At 66.4% G+C, this 20,419-nt stretch carries 17 protein-coding genes and 5 pseudogenes; 8 read left to right on the plus strand and 14 right to left on the minus strand.

Going from position 1 to position 20,419, the window contains the following annotated elements:
* Positions 1-136: 136 nt before the first annotated feature.
* The 5 genes from FHS55_RS03685 to FHS55_RS03705 are packed head-to-tail and all read left to right on the plus strand — an operon-like array spanning position 137 to position 4,371.
* Positions 137-1,078, plus strand: a complete 942-nt coding sequence (locus FHS55_RS03685) for a branched-chain amino acid ABC transporter permease (RefSeq protein ID WP_018390235.1) — start codon at positions 137-139, stop codon at positions 1,076-1,078.
* Positions 1,068-2,102, plus strand: coding sequence for a branched-chain amino acid ABC transporter permease (locus FHS55_RS03690; RefSeq protein WP_343055955.1), 1,035 nt, complete (start codon positions 1,068-1,070; stop codon positions 2,100-2,102). Before FHS55_RS03685 ends, FHS55_RS03690 begins: the two co-directional genes overlap by 11 nt.
* Complete coding sequence (locus tag FHS55_RS03695; protein WP_183188289.1) at positions 2,096-2,935, plus strand: ABC transporter ATP-binding protein; 840 nt, start codon at positions 2,096-2,098, stop codon at positions 2,933-2,935. Before FHS55_RS03690 ends, FHS55_RS03695 begins: the two co-directional genes overlap by 7 nt.
* On the plus strand, positions 2,907-3,587 hold the full coding sequence (locus tag FHS55_RS03700) for an ATP-binding cassette domain-containing protein (protein WP_183188290.1): 681 nt from the start codon (positions 2,907-2,909) through the stop codon (positions 3,585-3,587). The genes FHS55_RS03695 and FHS55_RS03700 overlap by 29 nt, the downstream gene beginning before the upstream one ends.
* A 13-nt stretch (positions 3,588-3,600) precedes the next feature.
* Entirely contained in the window at positions 3,601-4,371 is a 771-nt protein-coding gene (locus FHS55_RS03705) for an SDR family NAD(P)-dependent oxidoreductase (RefSeq protein ID WP_183188291.1), read from the plus strand.
* Positions 4,372-4,377: 6 nt separating this feature from the next.
* On the opposite strand, the gene FHS55_RS03710 is transcribed toward FHS55_RS03705, so the two are convergent.
* From FHS55_RS03710 to FHS55_RS03750, 10 genes and pseudogenes are all read right to left on the minus strand, one after another.
* The gene (locus FHS55_RS03710; protein ID WP_183188292.1) at positions 4,378-5,037 is read right to left on the minus strand and encodes an HAD family hydrolase; all 660 of its coding nucleotides are present in this window, start codon (positions 5,035-5,037) and stop codon (positions 4,378-4,380) included.
* Between the two features lie 575 nt (positions 5,038-5,612).
* The gene (locus FHS55_RS23340) at positions 5,613-5,873 is read right to left on the minus strand and encodes a hypothetical protein (RefSeq protein WP_246339793.1); all 261 of its coding nucleotides are present in this window, start codon (positions 5,871-5,873) and stop codon (positions 5,613-5,615) included.
* Between the two features lie 12 nt (positions 5,874-5,885).
* A pseudogene (locus FHS55_RS23345) lies at positions 5,886-6,490 on the minus strand (nucleotidyl transferase AbiEii/AbiGii toxin family protein).
* Entirely contained in the window at positions 6,483-7,103 is a 621-nt protein-coding gene (locus FHS55_RS03720) for a type IV toxin-antitoxin system AbiEi family antitoxin domain-containing protein (RefSeq protein WP_183188293.1), read from the minus strand. The pseudogene FHS55_RS23345 and the gene FHS55_RS03720 overlap by 8 nt, the downstream one beginning before the upstream one ends.
* A 50-nt stretch (positions 7,104-7,153) precedes the next feature.
* Positions 7,154-7,356, minus strand: a pseudogene (locus FHS55_RS03725) (helix-turn-helix transcriptional regulator).
* On the minus strand, positions 7,326-9,833 hold the full coding sequence (gene traA / locus FHS55_RS03730; protein ID WP_246339865.1) for a Ti-type conjugative transfer relaxase TraA: 2,508 nt from the start codon (positions 9,831-9,833) through the stop codon (positions 7,326-7,328). Before traA ends, FHS55_RS03725 begins: the two are co-directional and overlap by 31 nt.
* Positions 9,819-10,543 (minus strand): annotated as a pseudogene (locus tag FHS55_RS03735) (transposase); the annotation flags it as partial. The pseudogene FHS55_RS03735 and the gene traA, both read right to left, overlap by 15 nt.
* A 101-nt stretch (positions 10,544-10,644) precedes the next feature.
* Positions 10,645-11,049: pseudogene (locus FHS55_RS03740) on the minus strand (conjugal transfer protein TraG); the annotation flags it as partial.
* A 146-nt stretch (positions 11,050-11,195) separates the two neighbouring features.
* On the minus strand, positions 11,196-11,660 hold the full coding sequence (locus FHS55_RS03745) for a GNAT family N-acetyltransferase (RefSeq protein WP_183188294.1): 465 nt from the start codon (positions 11,658-11,660) through the stop codon (positions 11,196-11,198).
* A 113-nt stretch (positions 11,661-11,773) separates the two neighbouring features.
* Complete coding sequence (locus FHS55_RS03750; protein WP_183188295.1) at positions 11,774-12,067, minus strand: DUF2285 domain-containing protein; 294 nt, start codon at positions 12,065-12,067, stop codon at positions 11,774-11,776.
* Between the two features lie 141 nt (positions 12,068-12,208).
* Here FHS55_RS03750 and FHS55_RS03755 point away from each other — a divergent pair.
* Positions 12,209-12,776, plus strand: a pseudogene (locus FHS55_RS03755) (DDE-type integrase/transposase/recombinase); the annotation flags it as partial.
* Between the two features lie 436 nt (positions 12,777-13,212).
* On the opposite strand, the gene FHS55_RS03760 reads toward FHS55_RS03755, so the two are convergent.
* Together FHS55_RS03760 and FHS55_RS03765 are read right to left on the minus strand one after the other, a co-directional pair.
* Positions 13,213-14,031 carry a transglutaminase-like domain-containing protein gene (locus FHS55_RS03760; protein ID WP_183188297.1) on the minus strand — a complete coding sequence of 273 codons (819 nt, stop codon included), beginning with the start codon at positions 14,029-14,031 and terminating at the stop codon, positions 13,213-13,215.
* A 312-nt stretch (positions 14,032-14,343) separates the two neighbouring features.
* Positions 14,344-15,576, minus strand: a complete 1,233-nt coding sequence (locus FHS55_RS03765) for a YbfB/YjiJ family MFS transporter (protein WP_183188298.1) — start codon at positions 15,574-15,576, stop codon at positions 14,344-14,346.
* 182 nt (positions 15,577-15,758) lie between these two features.
* Between FHS55_RS03765 and FHS55_RS03770 the strand changes: the two genes are divergently transcribed.
* Entirely contained in the window at positions 15,759-16,334 is a 576-nt protein-coding gene (locus FHS55_RS03770) for a TetR/AcrR family transcriptional regulator (RefSeq protein ID WP_183188299.1), read from the plus strand.
* 56 nt (positions 16,335-16,390) lie between these two features.
* Here FHS55_RS03770 and FHS55_RS03775 read toward each other — a convergent pair whose 3' ends face one another.
* Positions 16,391-18,430, minus strand: coding sequence for an NADH:flavin oxidoreductase (locus tag FHS55_RS03775; protein WP_183188300.1), 2,040 nt, complete (start codon positions 18,428-18,430; stop codon positions 16,391-16,393).
* A 155-nt stretch (positions 18,431-18,585) separates the two neighbouring features.
* On the opposite strand from FHS55_RS03775, the gene FHS55_RS03780 reads away from it, so the two are divergent.
* Positions 18,586-19,404, plus strand: a complete 819-nt coding sequence (locus tag FHS55_RS03780) for a pyrroline-5-carboxylate reductase family protein (RefSeq protein ID WP_183188301.1) — start codon at positions 18,586-18,588, stop codon at positions 19,402-19,404.
* Between the two features lie 6 nt (positions 19,405-19,410).
* On the opposite strand, the gene FHS55_RS03785 is transcribed toward FHS55_RS03780, so the two are convergent.
* Positions 19,411-20,418, minus strand: a complete 1,008-nt coding sequence (locus FHS55_RS03785) for an Ldh family oxidoreductase (protein WP_183188302.1) — start codon at positions 20,416-20,418, stop codon at positions 19,411-19,413.
* Between the last annotated feature and the right edge of the window lies 1 nt (position 20,419).

The raw sequence follows: 20,419 nt of genomic DNA on the forward strand, positions 1-20,419 counted from the left end.
CCCAGAACGGAGCTAGCTTCATCGAACGGCCCCCTCCCGTATCGAGAAGCCTCCTGGTCCGGCGTCTGCGCCCCCTCGCGCGCTGCGCCGGACCTCTTTCCGCCCGCTACCGCAAGCAACGGACCGAAAGGCTGACATGGGCGCCCTCATTCTCCAGCAGACGATCAACGCCCTCACCGTCGGGTCGATCTACGCGCTCATCGCGCTCGGATACACCATGGTCTATGGCGTGCTGCGCCTCATCAACTTCGCCCATAGCGAGCTGTTCACCGCTGGCGCCTTCATCGGCCTCGCCCTTGCCGGCGCGCTCGGCATTGCCGGTCACCCAACGGGCGGTCTGCTCGTGGGCCTCATTACCTTCGTGCTCGTCGGCCTTGCCGGCGTCAGCGTCGAGATCGTCGCATACCGCCCGCTGCGCGGCACCTCGCGCCTCGCGCCGATGCTCTCGGCCCTCGGCATGGCAGTGGTGATCCAGAACGCGGTGATGCTGATCGGCGGCCGGCGGCCGATGATCTACCCCTCCTTCCTGCCGTCGGGGGTGATCGACGTCTTCGGCGCCGTCGTCAGTTACAAGCAGATCACCATCTTCCTCGTCGCCGTGGTGCTGATGATTGGGCTGGAGCTGTTCGTGAACCGCACCAATCTCGGCGTTCGCATTCGGGCGGTGGCCGAGAACGCGGAGACCGCCTCGCTGGTCGGCATCAACCCGAACATGGCGATCTCGCTGATCTTCTTCATAGGCCCCGGCCTGGGCGCCGTTGCCGGTATCCTTTATTCCTCCTTCTATGGCGTGGCGACCTTCACCATGGGCTTCGTCATCGGGATGAAGGCGTTCACCGCCGCCATTCTCGGGGGCATCGGCTCCATTCCCGGCGCGGTGCTGGGCGGGTTCCTGCTCGGCGCCATCGAGACCTTCGGCACCGCCTGGATGCCGGTGCTGACCGGCGGCGTCATCGGCACGGAATACCGCGACATCTTCGCCTTCTCCGTCCTTGTCCTGATCCTGCTATTTCGCCCCGCCGGCCTGCTCGGCGAGCATGTCAGCGAAGAAACCAGAGTGTACAAGAGTGACTTCTGACGCACCGAACACAGGCGGAGCGGCGGCCGGCGCGCTGGGCCCGGCCCCTGTCCGCACGATGCGGGTCTGGCCGGGGGCGCTCGCCATGGCGCTGGTGCCGGTGCTGGCACTGATCGCCGGCCAATTCCTGCCGGCCTATCCGCTGCGCATCCTCGACATGATCCTGCTCTATGCCATCCTCGGCCTGGGGCTGAACATCATCGTCGGCTATGCCGGGCTGCTCGACCTCGGCTACGTCGCCTTCTACGCCATCGGCGCCTACTCCTGGGCGCTGCTCGCCTCCGGCCAGTTCGACATCCACCTGCCTTTCGCGCTGGTGCTGCTGATCGGCGCGAGCCTCGCCGGCCTTGCCGGCATATTGCTCGGCATTCCGGTGCTGCGGCTGCGCGGCGACTATCTCGCCATCGTTACGCTCGGCTTCGGCGAGATCATCCGCGTGCTGATGAACAATCTCGATGGGGTGACCAACGGCCCGCAGGGGATCGCCCGCATCGATGAGGCGCATCTGTTCGGCTGGACGCTGAGCACGCCGGAGGATTTCCTCTATCTGCTCGTGGCGATGCTGGTGGTGGTGTTCTTGTTCGTCTGGCGTATCCAGGAGAGCGCGCTCGGCACGGCGCTGTCGGCCGTGCGCGAGGATCAGGACGCGGCGCGCGGCTGCGGCATCGACACGACGCGGGTGAAGCTGGTGGCCTTCGCGCTCAGCGCATTCATCGGCGGGGGCTGCGGCGTCGTCTTCGCCGCCATGCAGCGCTTCGTCAGCCCGGAGAGCTTCACCTTCTGGGAATCTCTCATCATCGTGCTGGTGATCGTGATCGGCGGCCTCGGCAACCCGTTTGGCGCGCTGCTGGGCGCGACCCTTTTGATCCTCATCCCGGAACTTCTGCGCGCTTATGCCGACTACCGGCTGCTGCTCTACGGCATGGCGCTCGTCATCATCATCCTCGCCCGGCCGCGCGGCATCATCAGCCGCGCCTTCGGACCAAGCTGGCTGATGCGCCGGCTGGGAGGCGGCAAATGCTGACCTTCGACCACGTCACCAAGCAGTTCGGCGCGCTCAAGGCGATCGACGATGTGTCCTTCAAGGTGAAGCCGGGCATCATCACCGCGGTGATAGGGCCGAACGGGGCCGGCAAGTCGACCCTCGTCAACATGGCGGCCGGCTCCTATGGCGTCAGTTCCGGCCGCATTCTGGTCGACGGCGTCGAGCTGCAGCGACTTCCCAAGCACCGCATCGCCCATGCCGGGCTGGCGCGAACCTACCAGAACATCCGCCTGTTCGACGGCATGAGCGTGGTGAAGAACCTCGAAGTGGCGCTGGTGCCGCCGAAGGTGGGGCGGCTCGTCGCCGACACGTTCGGCCTCACTGGCCGGGCGGCGGCCGAGGAACGGCGCGCGCGTTGCCACGCGGTGCTGGAGCGCCTCGGCCTCGCCGCCCATGCCGAGCAGCAGGCGGGAAGCCTTGCCTATGGCCAGCAGAAGCTGGTCGAACTCGCCCGCGCCGTGGTCGCCGGGCCCCGCGTGCTGCTGCTCGACGAGCCGGCCGCCGGGCTCAATCATGGCGAGACCGAGCTGCTCAAGCAGCACATCCTCGCTTTGCGCGCCCCCGACCTCGCCATGGTGCTGATCGAGCACGACATGAAGCTCATCATGTCCATCTCCGACACCATCGTGGTGATGAATCGCGGGCAGGTGCTCGCGCAGGGAAATGCCGCCGAAATCCGGGCCAACACCGAAGTGCAGGAGGCGTATCTTGGCCAGCCAGGAGCCATCAGGGACATCGAGGCCGCTGCTCGCGGTCGACGCAATCGAGTCCGGATACGGGAGGGTGAAGGTCTTACATGGCATCAGCCTTAAGGTGATGCCGGGCGAGATCGTCTGCCTCATCGGCCCCAATGGCGCGGGCAAGACCACGCTGCTGCGCACCATCAGCGGGCTGAACCGCGCCACAAGCGGGACCATCCGCTTCAAGGGCGAGGATGTCGTCGGGCTCAAGCCGCACCAGATGGTCCGGCGCGGCGTCGGCCATTGCCCGGAAGGGCGGCGGGTCTTTCAGCTCTCGGTCGAGGAGAACCTCGTCACCGGCTACATCGCCGGCCGCGGCAAGAGCTTCGCCGAGCTGCGCGACCAGGTCTACCGGCTGTTCCCGATCCTCGGCGAGCGGCGCCACCAGTCGGCCGGGCGGCTCTCGGGCGGCCAGCAGCAGATGGTGGCGATCGGCCGCGCGCTGATGGGCAGCCCGGAGCTTCTGCTGCTCGACGAGCCCTCGCTCGGCCTCGCGCCGATCATCATCCACCAGATCTTCGAGATCGTGCTCAAGCTGGCCGAGAGCGGGGTGTCGATCATTCTCGTCGAGCAGAACATCGACCTGTCCTTCGAGGTAGCCGATTTCGTCTACGCGCTGGAGCATGGTGCGCTGCAATGCTCGGGCCCCGCCGCGAAGATCGCGGCAGACCCCCGTATCAAGGACATCTATCTGCCGGGCCTCGACAGCCACGGCGCACAGTAAGGCGGTCAGCATCATGTACAAGCTCGACGGGCGTATCGCCCTCGTCACCGGCGGGGCGGTCGGCATCGGCCGCGGCATCGCCACCCGCCTTGCGCAGGAGGGATGCGACGTCGCCATTCTCGACCTCGACCTGGCCGGGGCCGAGGAAACGGCGGCGATGGTTCGGGCGGCCGGGCGCCGGGCGCTGGTGCGCGGCGTAGATGTGGCCGATGCCGACGCGGTGGCGGCGGCGGTCGAGGAGATCAAGACCGCGCTCGGGCCTATCGACATCGCAATCAACAACGCCGCCATCACCGGCGTCGGCAAGGTGGTGGACATCGAGCCCGCCGCCTGGCGGCGCATGTTCGCCATCAACACCGACAGCGTCTTCCATGTCGCGCGGTCGGTGCTGCCGGACATGATCGCCCGCCGAAACGGGCGGATCGTCAACATCGCCTCGTGGTTCGGCAAGATTGGCAAGCCCAATTATGCTGCCTATTCCGCCTCGAAGGCGGCGGTGATCGTGTTCACCCAGGCGCTGGCCGCCGAGGTCGCGCCGCTTGGCATCAACGTGAACGCCGTCTGCCCTGGCTCCATCGTCGGCACGAAGATGCGCGACGACGCCGACCGGTTGTCGCGCGAACAGGGCCTGCCCACCGCCAAGGAACGCGAGCACCTGATACCGCTCGGCCGCGTCGGCGCGCCCGACGACATTGCCCGCGTCGTCGCCTTCCTCGCCTCGGATGAATCCTCGTACATGACCGGGCAGGCGATCAATGTCACTGGCGGCTTGTGGATGAACTGACCCCCCTCATCGGGCGACGAGAGCGGGAAAGCCCGAAAGATCGGCGAGCCGTGGCACGTCGGGCGGAAAGAAGTCCGGGGCGCCCTCCGCAACGATGGCGACGAATGGAATGCCGAGGTGGCGCGCGGCCTCGAACTCGGTGGTGGAATCGCCTACCGCCAGCGCTTCTTCCGGTGCGAGGCCCTCCACATCGAGGATTCGGCGGAACTCTTCCTGCTTGTGTTTGGGCGCGCCGGCGACCGACACGAAGAACGGCGTGAGCCCGCGCTGCGCCAGCACCGCGATCAGTTCGTCCTCCGGCATTCCGGAGACGAGATGAAGTGGAACCCGGCCGTGCAGCGCCCGCAAGGTTTCCCGCGCTCCCGGAATGAACGGCACCTCCAGCATGGCGGTCTCGATGAAAGCGGCGAACCGTTTGCACAACGCATCCAGCGAGTCCGGGTCGGCCGGCCGGCCGAAGAGGCTGCGCTCGAAATGGACGAACTTTTCGCGTCGCCCAATGCCTCCGTGCCGCTGCTGATAGTCGACGACTGCGGCGATCTTGCCGGCGCCTTCGCCCACATAGCAGTGGGCGAAAGCTTGTGTCTTGACGCCAGCTGAATCGAGGATGACCCCATCAAAATCTAAAATAAGCGCTTTGACATGCGGTGAGGGATTTGAGTCCATAAAACGTCTCCCTGCCTCAGATCATCGTTGGCCGGCGTCGGTCGCGATGCTGGCAAGCTCTGCCCTGTTCGCCCGGAATTGATCCTCACAGGAACGCATTGATCCCGCGCTCGCACAGGCTACGGCCTCCGAGCACCCGGGTCCGCTAACGGGACTGTCGAAACGGCCGCTAAGCTCTATAGCTGCCTGGACCGCAGCAAAAGCCGCCCAGGCGACCCAGAGTTCCAATACATCTAGAGTTGGCGCCAGGAGCGCTCGTGCGTCCCCTATATCGCCTCCCCCACGCTGCGAGCCGGTCGGAAGAGCTTCGCGGGTATGAATTGCCGCGCGGCACCTCTTTAGCCACGAGGGCCAGGTCAACGTATGGCGTCCTGGCGAAGGCTCGCTGGATGTCAGCATAACCTGATCCGTCAATCCGGCCGCCTGATACAGAACCACGGCTTTCGGCCATCAGAGTTCGAGGGGTTGTATCAAGGCGAAGACGCGCGAGGGTTTGCCACAGGCGGACTTTGCCAACCTAACGGACGCGGATCCGCATAACTTTAAACCGCCCCCCGCTGGGAGATTGGCCGAGGTCATGTCTCATTCCCGTTTTTCGCAACAATCCGCGCGCATGACGAACCGACCAAATCCCAAATGCCTTCGATGATCGATTCCAGGGTAACACCGTCGAGTTCGAGCGACGCAGCGTAAGCGCGCCATTGCCGCTGCTTGCCTTCGTCGCCGAACATCTCGGCCGAGAGGCCGGGTGGGCGCCCTCTCGGGATCGGCGTCCGCCGGCGCTCGAACGTCGCGCGAATGGCCGCATCCAGATCGTCATCGGCGATGTTGATCACACGCGGGATCGCTCACAGGTCGTAATAGTCCTTCATGCGTCCGTTGAGGACGCCAAGTGCCACCATAGCCTGGAACTTCTCCGCGATCACCCTGGCGGGCGGATAAGAACGAACAGCGGAGCGGGGAAATCCAACAGAGTCGGATAGTTGAGGCGCTACGTCGCATCGGCCATGGCGTCTCCAAAGCCGATATCAATGGTGACAGGGATACGCGTTCTTTCGAGATAAGCAGCGGCCTTGAGCCGAATACCGCCGTACTCCATCTCTTCTCGAATGACCGTTGCAGCGAGCGTATCGATATCGAAGCGGAGTCCATCGTCGCTCTCGATCGTCATGATCTGCCGGAAATCGGCAATCAGGCGGTTCGGATCGGCGTCCCCGTGTCCGAGAAAGTCCGCGTCGCGCGTCCCCCGATTGTCGTCGGTCACCCAGACCGTGACCAGCATGCCGCCTTTCAGGACGAAACGGTCGCGATGCGCCGAGATCGACAGGCGGTAGAGCAGCCGTTCAAGCGCAAACCGCACCAGCAGGATATCGAATGCACGGCCTTCCTTGCGGGCGATATCGAGCAGCCGGTCCTTCACCGATTTCGCCATATTCGTCGGTGCTTTAGCCATTGGAAGTGAGCGCCTCGAGATAGGGTTGCATCACCTTCCATGCACCGCCGGCCTGCGCGGCCTGGGCGATTGCGCTCGGAGTTACCTTTCGTTGCTGGATGGCGACGCGCAGGCCTTCGACGGCGACCGATCGGTCGACCAGTCTCGGGTTTCGGAATAGATCGGCGAGAGTCTTCAAGATGGAATACACCGGGACGTCTAGGCCAGCGATTGCATGATGTTCGATGCCCTGTCGTAGATAGGGTTCCGTAAAGCGAACCATGCGCAGTGGGGGATAGGACTGGACGGGCGCCCAATCGCTCGTCCCGATCGCCATCCAGATGCGCCGTGGCATTTGATCGGTCAGTCCATAAAAGGCGAGCGCCGACACCAGAGCGACCACGCCTTTGGGGACGCGCATGGCGGCTTCAGCGAGGATCTGGTTCTCTTCGACCTCCGCGCCACGCTTTTGATAAACTCCGCGCGAGATGCGCTCGATGTCACCTTGCTCGACAGCGCGTGAGATCGTCTGTGCGCTGATGCCGGCCTCGCGCAGTTCATGCGCATGCATCATGCTGCGCGCATTGAGCAGGTTTCTGAGCTTCACCTTTTGCGTTTCTTGGGCCGAGGGCATGTGACAAATCCTCCAACCAGTCCCAGTTTTATCAGAGGTTTTGTCACAAATCATCCCATCTCCCCCACCCGCCACCGGGGCGGATCCGCGATCCAGCGGTTGATTTCGGACTCGCGCCAGCCTGCACCGTTGGTGCTGATCCTGAGCTGGGCGGGGAAGGTACCCTCGGCGATCTTGCGGTAGATGGTGGAGCGGGACAGGCCGGTGCGGGCGAGGACGTTTTCAGGCGGATGATACGCTCTGGTGTCTGCATGGCGATGGTGCCTGCTGCTGGATGCGCCTGAGGGCGCCTGCGCAAGACGAGGCACGGAGCCGCCTGCCGGCAAGAGGATGAAGGGCGCCGGTGTGGCGTGGCGAACCGGCGGCGGCACATCGGACGGATCTAGAGACCAAGGCTACGGCTCCGGTCGAAGTCGATGCCGTGGCTGTGGGCCAGTTCACGGCCAAGACTGCGGCCTGTGTTGAGGCTGATGCCGAGTTCCTTCTTGCGAGCGGCGAGCAGGGATTCGAGTTGGGGATCGCGCTCCAGGCTCCGCGCCATGTCGCCCATCTGGGCTCGAGCGCTATGGTAACCCGAGTAGTCACCGTCCCTGTATCTGCGCTCGCTGGCGCGGCTGAGCTTCTGCCAGCGCTCAACGAAGCGATCGGCACGGCGCTCCGGGCCGGTGCGGATTTCCGTTTCAAGCTGGAGGGCGCGGACGGCGCGGCCGATACTGCCGGAGCCTGCTTCGCGCGCGAGGCTGTTATCCTTGCTGTAGGCGGCTTCCGCATCCTGCCAACCGTAGGGCCGCACCTCATTGAAGGCGCGCCTTGCCGCGCCAAGCTCGCGCCGTTGCTCGACGGAAGGCGCAAGGCCCTGTCGTTTGGCTTCAATGACGGCATCGGACGCGCGGGCGTGGCGGACAAGCGCCCGTCTGCGGGCACCGCGCAACGCGTCCTCTGGGTCTTCCGCCACCTTCCTGTCCGGTGCTGCCCGCTCAAGCGCCTGTGTACATCTGCGGGTGAGCGCACGGCCTCTATCATGTCGCCAATGCGCTCACGGACATGCTCGGGCACGATCGTCGTGAGGATCTCCATTACACGCTGGCGGAAGGTGATGCCGCGGCGCTCGGCATAGGCCTGCGCCGGATCGGAGCGCGCATAGTCCGACACCATGTCCTTGGCCCGGTCACGCGACAGGGCGCGCACCAGCCGGTCCCCATCCGCGAAGTCGTCGCGGCCATAGTGCAGCTCCATCCCGTCGCGGTGGCGCGACAGCGCGACATAGCTGGAATGAGCATCCAGGCCCGGCGTCGCCAGCACATGGGTGCGGTCGACCGTCATGCCCTGCGCCTTGTGGATGGTGGCGGCATAGCCATGATCGATACGGTCGTAGTCCTTCAAGTCGAAGGCAACGGAGCGGCCATCATCCGTACGCACCGACATGGACTGCGCGCTGACCTCCTCGAGGGTGCCGAGCGTGCCATTCTTCACCCCGAGCCCGCGCTCGTTCTGTAGGAACATCACGCGATCGCCGCGAGCGAAGGAGCGCGCCCCGCGCTCCACGGTGACGCGAACCTCCTCACTGAGCCCGCCGGCCTCCCGCATGCGCTCGCGGGCGGCCTGGTTGAGCGCGCGCACCTCGTCATTGGTGTGGGTGAGGATGATACGGCTGCGGTCCGGCGCGGTCTGGCGGTCGCGGTCCCAGCGGTCGATCAGTTCGCCGCGGGCCTGTTCCCGTGTCACAGCGGCATGCACCATCTCCTTGGTCTCATTGGCCTGGATGGCCTCGCCGATCCGGCCGGTCGCCAGATCGCGCGTGGCGTCGCGCTGCCAGTCCGCGCGCTGGCGGCGCACCTCGCTGATCTCGGCGCCGCCATGGCGCTCGACGAGCGAGCGGAAGGCGGCGCCCGCCTCGATCGATTGCAGCTGCTGCGGGTCGCCGACCAGCACGACCTTGGCGCCAACATCGGCGGCATGGGACAGCACGCGCTCCAGCTGGCGCGTGCCGACCATGCCGGCCTCGTCGATCACCAGAACATCGCGTGAGGTGAGCCGATCCCGGCCTTGCCCCCAGCCATGTTCCAGGCTGGCGATGGTGCGCGACGCAATGCCCGATCCGCTCTCCAGATTCTCCGCCGCGATGCCGGACAGGGCAACGCCGCGAACCTCCAGGCCCGCCGCCTCCCAGGCCTCGCGCGCGACGCCCAGCATGGCGCTCTTCCCCGTCCCGGCATAACCGACGACGATACCGAGATCGCCGGTGCCGGTGATGTGCGACAGCGCGTCAGCCTGCTCGCCGGAGAGAACAAGCCCGCGCTCCTCGGCGCGCGCCAGCGCCGCGTTCCTGTCGGCATCCTTCACCGCATGGCGCTCGCGCTCCGCCATGAGCCCGGCAGCCCTGTGCAGGCGCTGCTCGGCCTCGATCATCTGATGCGTGGTGAAGCGATCCTCGCCGCGGCCGTCCTTGCCGAGCTCGACGAGATCGGGTGCGCGGCCCATCGCGCCCATCACCTCGTGGAACTGCTCGATGCCGTCGCTGTGGCGGTGTGCAAACCGCGCTATGTCGCGCCGGGTAAAGGTCGATTGCTGGTGGGTGATGGCGTCCAGTGCCAGTGCCGGATCGGCGAGGATGCGCGCACCATTGCCGTGCGCGATCTCCCGGTGAAGCTCCGCCCGATCGGCTGTCTCGATCCCTTCCGCTTCGATCCGCTGCGCGGGCGCGCCGATCTGGCTCTGCGGATCGACCAACGGTGAAAAGCGCGAGAAGGTGTCGACGACCGTCAGCACGCGGATCTTGCGGCCGGTGGCGAGCTGGTCGTGGACGAAGTCCATTGCCCAGACATCGTTCGGCCGAGTGGCAGGCGCCCGATCCTCCCGCAACTTCGCCTTCACCCGACGCTTCGGTGTCTTATTGCGCAGCTGGAGGCCTAACTCGTTGTAAATCCGCCGGGTTCGCCTCTGGTTGACCGCCCGACCCTCCCGACGCAGCAGCACCTGCACGCGTCTGTAGCCATAGCGGACACGGGTTTCACAGATCGTCTTGATGCGGGCCGCCAACGGGGCCTGGTCGGGTCGGCAGGATATGTAGTGGTAGGTGGACCGATCGAACTCCAGGGCCGCACAGGCCCGGCGGATCGACACCTGCCACTCGCCACACATCCTGCCGACGAGCTCGCGCTTGCGACCAGGCCTCAGATTTTTCGGCGAATGACGTCCTGCAGCATCTCACGGTCGAGCGAGAGGTCCGCGACGAGCTTTCTCAGCTTCGTGTTCTCGTCCTCGAGCTGCTTCAGCCGCCTCATCTCGAGCGGGGCGAGCCCCTCATACTTCTTCTTCCAGCTGAAGTAGGGCGCCGGGCTGATCCCGGCCCGCCGGCAGATGTCCGCCACCGGCACGCCGTCCGCACCCTGCTTCCGGATGAACGCCTTCTGCGCGTCCGAAAATTTCGATGCCTTCATCGTCTTCCGCTCCTCCCAGCCAAGGGATTTTGGCGCGAAAAACTCCAGCTTCAAACGGTCCAGTTTTCGGGCATCGGATCAAGATCACAGCACATGCTCCGTCCGTCGTGGCGTCGATAGTCGCGATCGCCGGCCGAGCGGCCCGGCTGCCTTCACCTCTTCGGGCGAAGCCCAGCGCAGCGAGCCGTAGGTGGCGACACTCTTCGCCTCGCGCGCTCGTCAGACCGAGAGGCTGATGGCCACGGCGATGGAGAGGAAACCGCCCGAAGCGGCGATGAACGCCCCCTGAATGAAGATCGACGGCACATAGGCGTCGTAGGCATACCACCACCAGAAGAAGATCGGCGGATAGTCGATAGGCCAGCCGTCAAGCTCGAACCACGGCGCGCCTAACTGTGCCTGAAACCCGAGCCGCCACGCCATCCACTCTGTCGCGCCCCATATCGCAGCCAGCACGATGGCGACGACGATGGGATCTGGCCCCAGAGGACACGGCTTCCCGACATAGAGGCTCCAATCGGCAAAAAAAGACGGAGCCGATCAGAGAACAGGCGGTTTGCCGATTGCCGATAGGCAACAGGAAAGAACAGCGAGCGTGCTGCCGGATACCATGGCGTGGAAATCGAACGGGTCAGTGCCGTGTGCCGCGGATTTACAGATCGCGCTTCATGATCGTGATCGCACCGCACCGCCATGCAACCGTTTCGACAGCAATCCAACCTGCTTTGGCATAGAGCATGGCCGCGTTGGTTGTGAACAGCCATAGCCGGGCAATCCCCGTCTCCCTGGCTTCGGCTTCCAATCCCTGAACGAGGCGCAAACCGTGCCCGCGTCCTCGGAACGGCTCGGCAACATATAAATCGGCCAACCAGGGATTTAGGTTTGGTCTGATATCCAGATCGTCCTGCGCCAGCGTGACCATTCCAAGAGGTTGGCGATCCTCCAAAAGAACAAAGGTGCGAGGAAGGCCCCCGCGATTGGACGCACGCACGCGCTCGTAACGGAGCACCTCCTGCAAATCGACGCCCTGTTCTTCGAAAAAGCCTTGCCAGCGCCAGTGACCGGTCACTGGCACGAGTTCGGGATGGTCATGCGTCGATACGATGTAATAAGCCAATTAAGGCGCCTCTCGAATTGTAACCGCGCCATGAATATAAATCTATTCCGTCAGTGCGGGGGGGGGGGCTGTTTTTTTTGGCCGCGACATAACGAACAAATCTTTCTCGGCAATTAAGACAGTGTAGATCGCGCCTCTTCCGCAAACTGTTCCAGTATCATTCGATAGCCGATCTTGTTCATCCACTGCGCGCGTGCGAGATGACTTTCCCAGTACGTTCGAGTCCGGCCCGCTTCCGCGACCGGATCGCGATGCAACACGATCCGCGCCATCTCCGTCCAATCAGCGCCGTCCGTCTCGGCATCCAGCAGGCGCAGATAGGTGACGAAATGCGCCTCGTCATAGAGGGGCACGTCCGGCTCCATGGGAGCCAGGTCATCGACATCGGGATCGAGTTTGACGCGCATGTCCGTCCTCCTTCCGCCATCCCGGTTCGGGATCTTGAATACCTCACTTTGCTTCCTTCGTGATGCAGTCGCTTGTCGGAAGCGACGTTCTACCGCTGGAAGCAATTGTACGGCGGCCTCGGGCCATCGGAGCTGCGCAATCGACTGGACGGATTGAATTTGCGGGCGAAACGCCCGCTCCAGCACGTCATGGCGGCGCGCCGGGCGGAACGGCCCTTGGCCTCTCGGCCGAACGAGATCTGGGCGATGGACTTCGTGTCCGACGCGCTGCTCAACGGAAAGCGCTTTCGCGCCCGGACCGTGGTTGATGCCTATACACGCGAATGCTTGGCGATCCATGTCGACCAGGGCATCCGGGGCGAGCAGGTCGTCGACGTGCTCGATCGTGTGCTGTTCCTACGCGGATCACCGCGGGCCAAGATCCGGGTGGACAATGGGCCGGAATTCATTGCCCGAGCGTTCGGCCATTGGGCGTATATCAACCGGGTGATGCTGGACTTCAGCAGGCCCGGCAAGCCGACCGACAATGCCTTTGTGGAATCGTTCAACGGCCGGCTGCGCGATGAATGCCTCAAAACCCACTGGCTCTTGTCATTGGACGACACCAGGGCCAAGATCGACGCCGTGGCGCTGGGACTTCCACGAGAGCCGACCTCACACATCCCAGAGGGGCCTGACCCCGGCCGAATTTGCTTCATCGGCCGGGTTAACCCCTGAGGATGACGCGCCGGATCTCTCGTTCTGGCCAGAGGTCTTTCCGGGACAGGGTCAGTCAAAAGTCGTAGGTCATCCCCTTCGCAATGCCCCATCAGAACTGTTGGAGTTCAGCTCGTCCAGCCTCCGGCGGCCGCCCCGGCGATGGCAACGGGCGTCTTCCAGGCCGATCGGATCGTCGCCTTCCAATGCCCATCGCAACCTCCCTGGTTTCGGTGTTGCGACGACCGATTGAATCCGCCGTTCAGGCAAACCCACGTGCTTGGTAGATTGCTGCGATCCTGCGACCGGGCGCCGTAGAACAGGTCTGGCTCTGCCACGCTATCCGCTGGTGGGTGGAGACTTGTCGACCATTTCCGCCTGCGGGGTGCATGGAATGACGTCCGCGTGCCCGGCCGTTCGCCGCCGCCTGGCCCGCCTTCCCGCTTGCCCTACATCGGCGGCACGCCCTGCACCTCGTAGGTCCACACCCGGAACGACTTCAGCACATGGGGGCCGAACGAGTTGACCAGCGGGATGTCGGCGGCATCGCGGCCGCGGGCGACGACGATGCGGCCGATCCGCCGCACGTTGTTGCGCGGGTCGAACGTGTGCCAGGCGCCGTCGAGGAACACCTCGATCCAGGCGCTGAAATCCATCGGGTCGACCACCGGCACGCCGATATCGCCGAGATGGCCGTTGACGTAGCGCGCGGGAATGTTGAGGCAGCGGCAGAAGGTGACGGCGAGATGGGCGAAGTCGCGGCAGACGCCGACGCGCTCGTGATAGGTCTCGAAGGCCGAGCGCGTGGAACGCGCCTGCATGTAGTCGAAGCGGATGTGGTTATGGACGAAATCGCAGATCGCCTGTACCCGTCCCCAGCCCGGCGCCAGCGTGCCGAACAGGTCCCACGCCGTCTGGCTGAGGCGGTCGGTTTCGCAATAGCGGCTGCCCATGAGATAGGTCAGGCAGGCATCGGGTAGTTCCGGCACCGGCATTTCCCGCGCATCGGGAAACACCCCGTCCAGCCGGCCGTCATCCTCGATGGTGGCATCGCCCCAGATCGTCAGGTCGCCCGCCGGCGCCACCAGCCGCAGGCAGCGGTTGCCGAACAGGTCGAGATAGGTCGATGTGGCGACCTGCGGGGTGGTGAGAACGGTTTCGGGCGCCCGGATATCGGCGGCGCGATCCTCATGCACGGACAGAAGGCAGACGAGCGCTGTGGGCTGCTGGCAGTTCAGCGTGATCTCGTAACCGTAGCGAATGAGCATGAAGGGTTCCTGGAGCGTCGATCGGTTTGCCGGACATCGGCTTGTGTCACGATACAGACACAGGTGCCGGCCGTCTGGATAAACCCGAGGCGGGCCATCGAAAACTGCATCCCGCGCGCCTTTATCGGTAACGACGTAGCTGGAACGGCCCTCCGCAGCTTCCACGCGGCCGTCCTGCTCTGTCCGCGGCGCGGAAGGTGAGGAACGGGGCCCCGCAACAACAGGTGAATGCCGGGCTCGGAACGCGACGACACGGGCACGAGTACGGCCATATTGGCAGGATCGAGCGCGGCCCGAAACGTGCGCAAGGCCCTACGTGGAGAGAGACCCCGCCCGCGGCCGGCGGCGGATCACATATTCCAGCATGCCATCCGCGAGGATCGCCAGCACCAGCGCGAGGGCGCCATAGCCGAAGAGCAGCCGGTAGCTGCCGCCGGATGAGGCGAAGAGATAGGAATAGCCATAGCCCGCCAGTGCCTGGAAGCTGGCGAAGATGATGGTTGCCCGGCTCCAGGCGCTCGCCTGGGCGGCGTGATCGCCGGGCAGCAGGTGATGCATCTTGTGCAGCACTAGCGGCACGATGCCGGGCGGAAAGGTGCCGATCACCAGCGTGGCGATGGCGACAGCCGCCAGATGCTGGTCGAATAGCAGGGTGCCGAGCGCGAGGGCCTGCACACCCAGCAGAAGGCGCAGCGCCCGCGCCGAGCCAAGCTTGTCGCCCATCTGGCCATAGACCACCGGTCCAAGAATGGCGCCGATGCCATAGACCACCCAGATCAGCGCGCCGACATGCGCGCCCTGTCCCAGCCCACGCGCCACATAATCCGCCAGAAACACCATGGTCGGCACCAGCCCCACCGCCATGAGCCCGTATTGGCCATAGAGCACCTTCAGCGCCAGGGCGGGGCGGGGCTCCGCCGTCGCGGGGCTGGGGAGTCCAGGCGCCGGACTGTTGCGGGGCCAGCCGGCCCAGCTCAGGGCGATGAGGGCGAATGACAGGGCGGCGAGGCCCAGCCAGGTCGCCCGGAGGCCCCAGTGCAGCAGCAAGGGAACGACGGTTCCCGAGGTGGCAATGCCGAGGCCGATGCCGAGAAAGATCGCCCCGCCGGCCAGCCCGCGCCGTGCGGGCGGAACGTGCGGCAGGAGCGCCGCCGCCACCAGCACCATGATCGTGCCGCCCGTCACGCCCGAGATGAGCCGCCAGCCGAAGAACCATGCCTCGGAGAGCGGGAAGGCGCAGGCGAGGAAGGACAGCGCGGTGAGCAGCATCATCACCTTGAGCACCGCGACATTGCCGAAGCGGTGGCCGAGCGCGCGGGCGATGATGGCGCCGATCAGATAGCCCGCCAGATTGGCGGCGCCGAGATAGATCACCCGGTCCGCGGTGAACCAGCCGGCCTCGATGAGCGGGGGAATGAGCGGGGTATAGGCGAAGCGGGCGAGGCCGATGCCGATCATGCTGGCGCAGAAGCCGGCCAGCACGGCGGCCCAGGGCAAGGGTTCCTTGGCGGGCCGGGGCTCCCCGGAGGCGGTGCGGGTGGTCATGGGGACGTCTCTCGCAGATGCCGGCGGAGCGCCCCTGTGGGCGGCGCCATCTTTGACACCATTGTCATATTTGACGGTATTGTTAAATTTGACATGAGTGTCAATCATGCGATGGTGTTAGTGGCTCGCACGAGGCGTCCGGGCGTCCGGGCGTGTGGAATTTCGGAGGAGGGGAGGCGCGCATGGCCGGGGTCCGGCAATTCGACGAGGAGCGCCTGCTGGCGGATGCGCTCGCCCAGTTCTGGCGCAAGGGCTTCGCGGCCACCTCCATGCAGGAGCTGGCGCAGGCGAGCGGCGTGCAGCGCGGCTCGCTCTACAATGCCTATGGCGGCAAGGAAGCGCTGTTCATCGCCGCCTATCGCCGCTATCAGGCGCGCTATATCGAGGGCGTGCAGCGTGCCCTCGCGCCGCCGGACCTGCGCGTGGCGCTGAGCGGACTGTTCGCGTTCAGCATCGGCTATATCCGCACGGACCGCCGGGGCTGCCTCACCACCAAGACGGCGATCGACGAGGAAGCCGGCAGCCCGGCCATCCGCGCGGCGCTGCGCCAGCAGATGAGCGATCTCCAGGCCTTGCTGGTCGAGCGGCTCGCCCCCGCCGCCTCGGAACTGCGCCTGCCGGTGGAGATGGCGGCGGACCTCATCGTCACCCACACACGCGGGCTCGTGGTGATGGAGCGGATCCAGGACGATCCCGCCCGGCTGCAAGCCGGCGCCGACGCGCTGGTCGGCCTGCTGCTGAAGGAGGCGCAGGTCTGATCCCGCGACCGGGCAGGCAAGCCCGGTCGCCTGGCCGCGGGTGGTGGGTCGTGGGTTCAGAGGTCCTTGACGAGCCGCAGCGCGTCGTAGATCGCCGCGTGGGTATTTCGCGAGGATACCGCGTCGCCGATGCGGAAAAGCTGGAAGGCGCCGTCGGGATTGTCGTCGCGGGTCTGCGGGCGCCCCTCGATCAGCGCGTCGTAATCCACCGCGCCCTTGTTGCGCGAGAGCGGCTTCAACTCGAAATACAGGTCGTCGAGCGGCACGATGCCGTGATTGATGACGATCTGGTCGACGATCCGCTCCTGCCGTACCCCGCCATAATCCGAGCCGACGATGGCCTTGATGGCATTGCCCGCCCGCTCCGCCGCTTCCAGCCGCCAGGTGACGGTGAAGGTCACATCGTGCTTCTGCAGCGCGCGCATATAGGGCACGAGGTTCATGCCCATCACCTCGGGGGCGAAGGTGCGGTCGGGCGTCATGATCTCCACCTTGCCGCCGGCTGCGGCGATCACCTCGGCCGCCTGCAGGCCGACATTGTCGCCGGCATCGTCGAACACCAGCACGTTGCGCCCGGGCTTCACGTCGCCGGAGATGATGTCCCAGGCGGAGACGACGAGGTCGTTGCCGGCGGAGAGCACATCGGTGTGCGGCAGCCCGCCGGTGGCGATGATGACGACGTCCGGCTTCTGCGCCAGCACCGTGTCGGCCTCCGCCCAGGTGTTGAAGTTGAGCGACACGCCGCCCGCCTCGCACTGGGCGAGGCGCCAGTCGATGATCGAGATCATCTCGCGCCGGCGCTTGTTCTGCGCGGTGAGGCGCACCTGCCCGCCGGCGGTCGACGCGGCCTCGAACACCACCACCTCATGCCCGCGCGCCGCGCCCACGCGCGCCGCCTCCAGCCCGCCCGGGCCGGCCCCGACCACGACGATCCTGCGCGGCGTATCCGCGCGCGGAATGTCGTGCGGCATCGTCTCCTCGCGCCCGCTGGCGCCGTTATGGATGCAGAAGGCGGCGCCGCCCTGGTATATGCGGTCGAGGCAGTAATTGGCGCCGACGCAGGGGCGGATGTCGTCCTCCCGCCCGGCGATGATCTTGCGCACGATATGCGGGTCGGTGAGGTGGGCGCGGGTCATGCCGATCATGTCCACCTTGCCGGCCGCGATGGCGTGGCGGGCGGTGGGCACATCCGGCACGCGCGCGGCGTGGAAGATCGGCCAGCGCGTCTCGGCGCGGATCTCGCCGGCGAAATCGAGATGCGGCGCGCTGGGCATGCCCTGGATCGGGATGACGTCGGTGAGGGCGGCATCGGTGTCGATATGGCCGCGGATGATGTTGAGGAAGTCGACCAGCCCGCTCGCCTTCAGACGGCGCGAGACCTCCATGCCTTCCTCGCGGCCCATGCCCTCCTTCATGTCGCCCTCGTCGGCCGTGTAGCGCACGCCGACGATGAAATTCGGGCCGACCCGGTCGCGGATGGCCTGCAGCGTCTCCAGGGTGAAGCGCAGCCGGTTGTCGAGCGAGCCGCCATAGGGGGCGTCGAGGTCATTGGTCGCCGGCGACCAGAATTGCTGCGCGAGGTGGCCATAGGCCTCGATCTCGATGCCATCGAGCCCCGCCACCTTCATGCGCTCCGCCGCGTCGGCGAAATCCTTGATGACGCGCTCGATGTCCCAGTCCTCGATGCGCTTGGGGAAGGCGCGGTGCGCGGGTTCGCGGGCCCGCGAGGGGGCGATGACCGGCAGCCAGTCGCCCTTGTCCCAGCGCGTGCGACGGCCCAGATGCGTGATCTGGATCATCACCGCCGTGCCGTGCTCGTGGCAGGCATCGGCGAGGTCGCGCATCCACGGCACCACCTCGTCCTTGTAGACCAGCACATTGCCGAAGGCGGGCGGGCTGTCCTTCGACACAGAGGCGGAACCCGCCGTCATGGTGAGCGCGATGCCGCCCTTGGCCCGCTCGACATGATAGGCGCGGTAGCGCTCCTTCGGCATGCCGTCCTCGGCATAGGCCGGTTCATGCGAGGTCGTCATGATCCGGTTGCGAAGCGTCAGGTGCTTGAGCTGGAAGGGTTGGAGCAGCGGATCGTTGGACATGCATGCCTGCCTGGAAAGGTAACAGACTGAAAGCTTAGCCGCCTGTACACCCGTGTCAATATTTCAAACAGGAGCGTACATTTCGCGGCGGTGCGAACGTGGCTTCAATCGGGGCTGCGCGAGTGCGCGCGATTGAGCGAGCAGGGGAGAGAGTGATGGAAGATGGGCAGGCGCCGACCGACAGGCGGGTCGGGATCATCGGTGGCAGCGGCTGGCTCGGGGCGGCCTTCGCGCGCGGATTTCTCGCGAAGGGCGTGGTCCGGCCGGAAAACCTCATCCTGTCCAACCGCGCCGGGGCGGGGCCTATCCCGGAGGCGGTGTGGACGGCGGACAATCAGGCGCTGGTCGAGGGCTGCGACATCGTCCTCCTGTCGGTGCGGCTGGAGCATCTGCCCCATGTCGCCATCGCGGTCGGCGACAAGCCTCTGGTCTCGCTCATGGCGGGGGTGGATGTCGCGACGCTGATGCGCCACACCGGTGCGCGCAAGGTGGTGCGCACCATGCCCAATGCGGCCGCCACGATCGGGCAATGCTACACGCCGTGGTACGCGACGGCGGAGGTGAGCGCGGATGACAGGGCGCTGGTGCAGCGCCTGTTCGCGTGCTGCGGCGCGGCCGACGAGGTGCCGTCGGAAGACCAGATCGACTATTTCTGCGGCTTCACCGGGGCCGGCGCGGGCTATCCCGCCCTGCTCGCCCGCGCGATGATCGCTCATGCCGAGGCTCGTGGCATCGACCCCGCCGTCGCCCGCCGCGCCGCCACCTCCGTCGTGGCGGGCGCGAGCCGGCTGCTGGCGGCGCCGGGCGCGGCGCCGGGTGACATCATCGAGGCGCTGGCCGGCTATCGCGGCACCACCGCCGCGCTGATCGAGACCGCCGGAGCGGAGGGCTTCGACCACGCGGTGGCGGCCGGCCTCGCGGCGGCCGAGGCGCGGGCGCGTGAGTTGAGTGCGCTCACCGCCCGCGCGCTCTGACGCCGCTCAGGACGGGGCGGCGATGCCCGCCAGCGCGGCGATCCGCCCCAGCACCTCGGCGCGCAGGCGCAGCCGCTCCGGCGGCGCCTGTCGGGCCAGCTTGGCCTGGCCGGGTATATGCACCCCGAGCCCGGCCAGCCGCTCCATCTGCTGCGTCAGCCGGCCGGCGAGGTCGGTGGCGGCCCCGCGCGGGGCGATGGCCAGCACGAACAGGCCGACGCCCGGGCTACGCGCACCATCCACGAAGCTCGGCGCATCGAGCGACCAGTTGGCCCCCGTCAGCCCCGCCGCGAGGATCTCCACGATCAACGCGATATTGGCGCCGCGCGCGCCGCCGAAGGGCAGAAGATGGCCGCCGAGCGCCGCCGTGGCATCCTGCGTCGGCGCGCCGTCGCCATCCACCGCCCAGCCGGCGGGAATCGCCTCGCCGCGCGCGGCCGCCTCGCGGATATTCACGAAGGCGGTGGCGCTGGAGGCCTGGTCGACCAGCAGCGCCGGCCCTTGCGCGCCCGGCGCGGCGAAGGCGATCGGGTTGGTGCAATAGACCGCCCGGGCGACGCCGGGCGGGCTCATCAGCGGCGGCCCGTTGGTGGCGGCGAGCGCGACAAGGCCCGTCTCCGCGAGCCGTAGCGCATAGTCGCCGAGCTCGCCGGTGGTGAAGCTGCCGCGCAGCGCCAGGCTGGCGGCGCCGAGATCCTTCGCCCGCTGGGAGAGTTCACGGAACGCGCGGTCGAAACCGAGCTGGGCGATACCGCCCGCGACGTCCACCTCGATCAGCGCCGGCGCAGGGAAGGAGATGACGGGTTCGGCGGTGCCGATAATGCGCGCCGCCTTCAGGCTCTCCACGTAATCGGTGAGGTGGGCGAAGCCGACCGAGGCGCGTCCGCGCTCCTCGGCCCGCACGGTGGCGGCGGCGAGTGCCTCCGCCATGGCCGGGCTGGCGCCGACGGCCTCAAGGGCGGCACGGGCGAAAGCGGCGGCGGCGTCGGGGGTGAGGCTGAGGAGCGCGGTCATC

Source organism: Ancylobacter tetraedralis, assembly GCF_014195655.1.
GTDB lineage: Bacteria > Pseudomonadota > Alphaproteobacteria > Rhizobiales > Xanthobacteraceae > Ancylobacter > Ancylobacter tetraedralis.

Excerpts from the sequence above, each read along its gene's own strand:
- FHS55_RS03695 (WP_183188289.1), top strand. The coding sequence starts at position 2,096 with ATGCTGACCTTCGACCACGTCACCAAGCAGTTCGGCGCGCTCAAGGCG.
- FHS55_RS03785 (WP_183188302.1), bottom strand. The coding sequence starts at position 20,418 with ATGACCGCGCTCCTCAGCCTCACCCCCGACGCCGCCGCCGCTTTCGCC.
- FHS55_RS03750 (WP_183188295.1), bottom strand. The coding sequence starts at position 12,067 with ATGCGCGTCAAACTCGATCCCGATGTCGATGACCTGGCTCCCATGGAG.
- FHS55_RS03765 (WP_183188298.1), bottom strand. The coding sequence starts at position 15,576 with ATGACCACCCGCACCGCCTCCGGGGAGCCCCGGCCCGCCAAGGAACCC.
- FHS55_RS03780 (WP_183188301.1), top strand. The coding sequence starts at position 18,586 with ATGGAAGATGGGCAGGCGCCGACCGACAGGCGGGTCGGGATCATCGGT.
- FHS55_RS03760 (WP_183188297.1), bottom strand. The coding sequence starts at position 14,031 with ATGCTCATTCGCTACGGTTACGAGATCACGCTGAACTGCCAGCAGCCC.
- FHS55_RS03720 (WP_183188293.1), bottom strand. The coding sequence starts at position 7,103 with ATGCCCTCGGCCCAAGAAACGCAAAAGGTGAAGCTCAGAAACCTGCTC.
- FHS55_RS03770 (WP_183188299.1), top strand. The coding sequence starts at position 15,759 with ATGGCCGGGGTCCGGCAATTCGACGAGGAGCGCCTGCTGGCGGATGCG.
- FHS55_RS03775 (WP_183188300.1), bottom strand. The coding sequence starts at position 18,430 with ATGTCCAACGATCCGCTGCTCCAACCCTTCCAGCTCAAGCACCTGACG.
- FHS55_RS03710 (WP_183188292.1), bottom strand. The coding sequence starts at position 5,037 with ATGGACTCAAATCCCTCACCGCATGTCAAAGCGCTTATTTTAGATTTT.
- FHS55_RS03685 (WP_018390235.1), top strand. The coding sequence starts at position 137 with ATGGGCGCCCTCATTCTCCAGCAGACGATCAACGCCCTCACCGTCGGG.
- FHS55_RS03705 (WP_183188291.1), top strand. The coding sequence starts at position 3,601 with ATGTACAAGCTCGACGGGCGTATCGCCCTCGTCACCGGCGGGGCGGTC.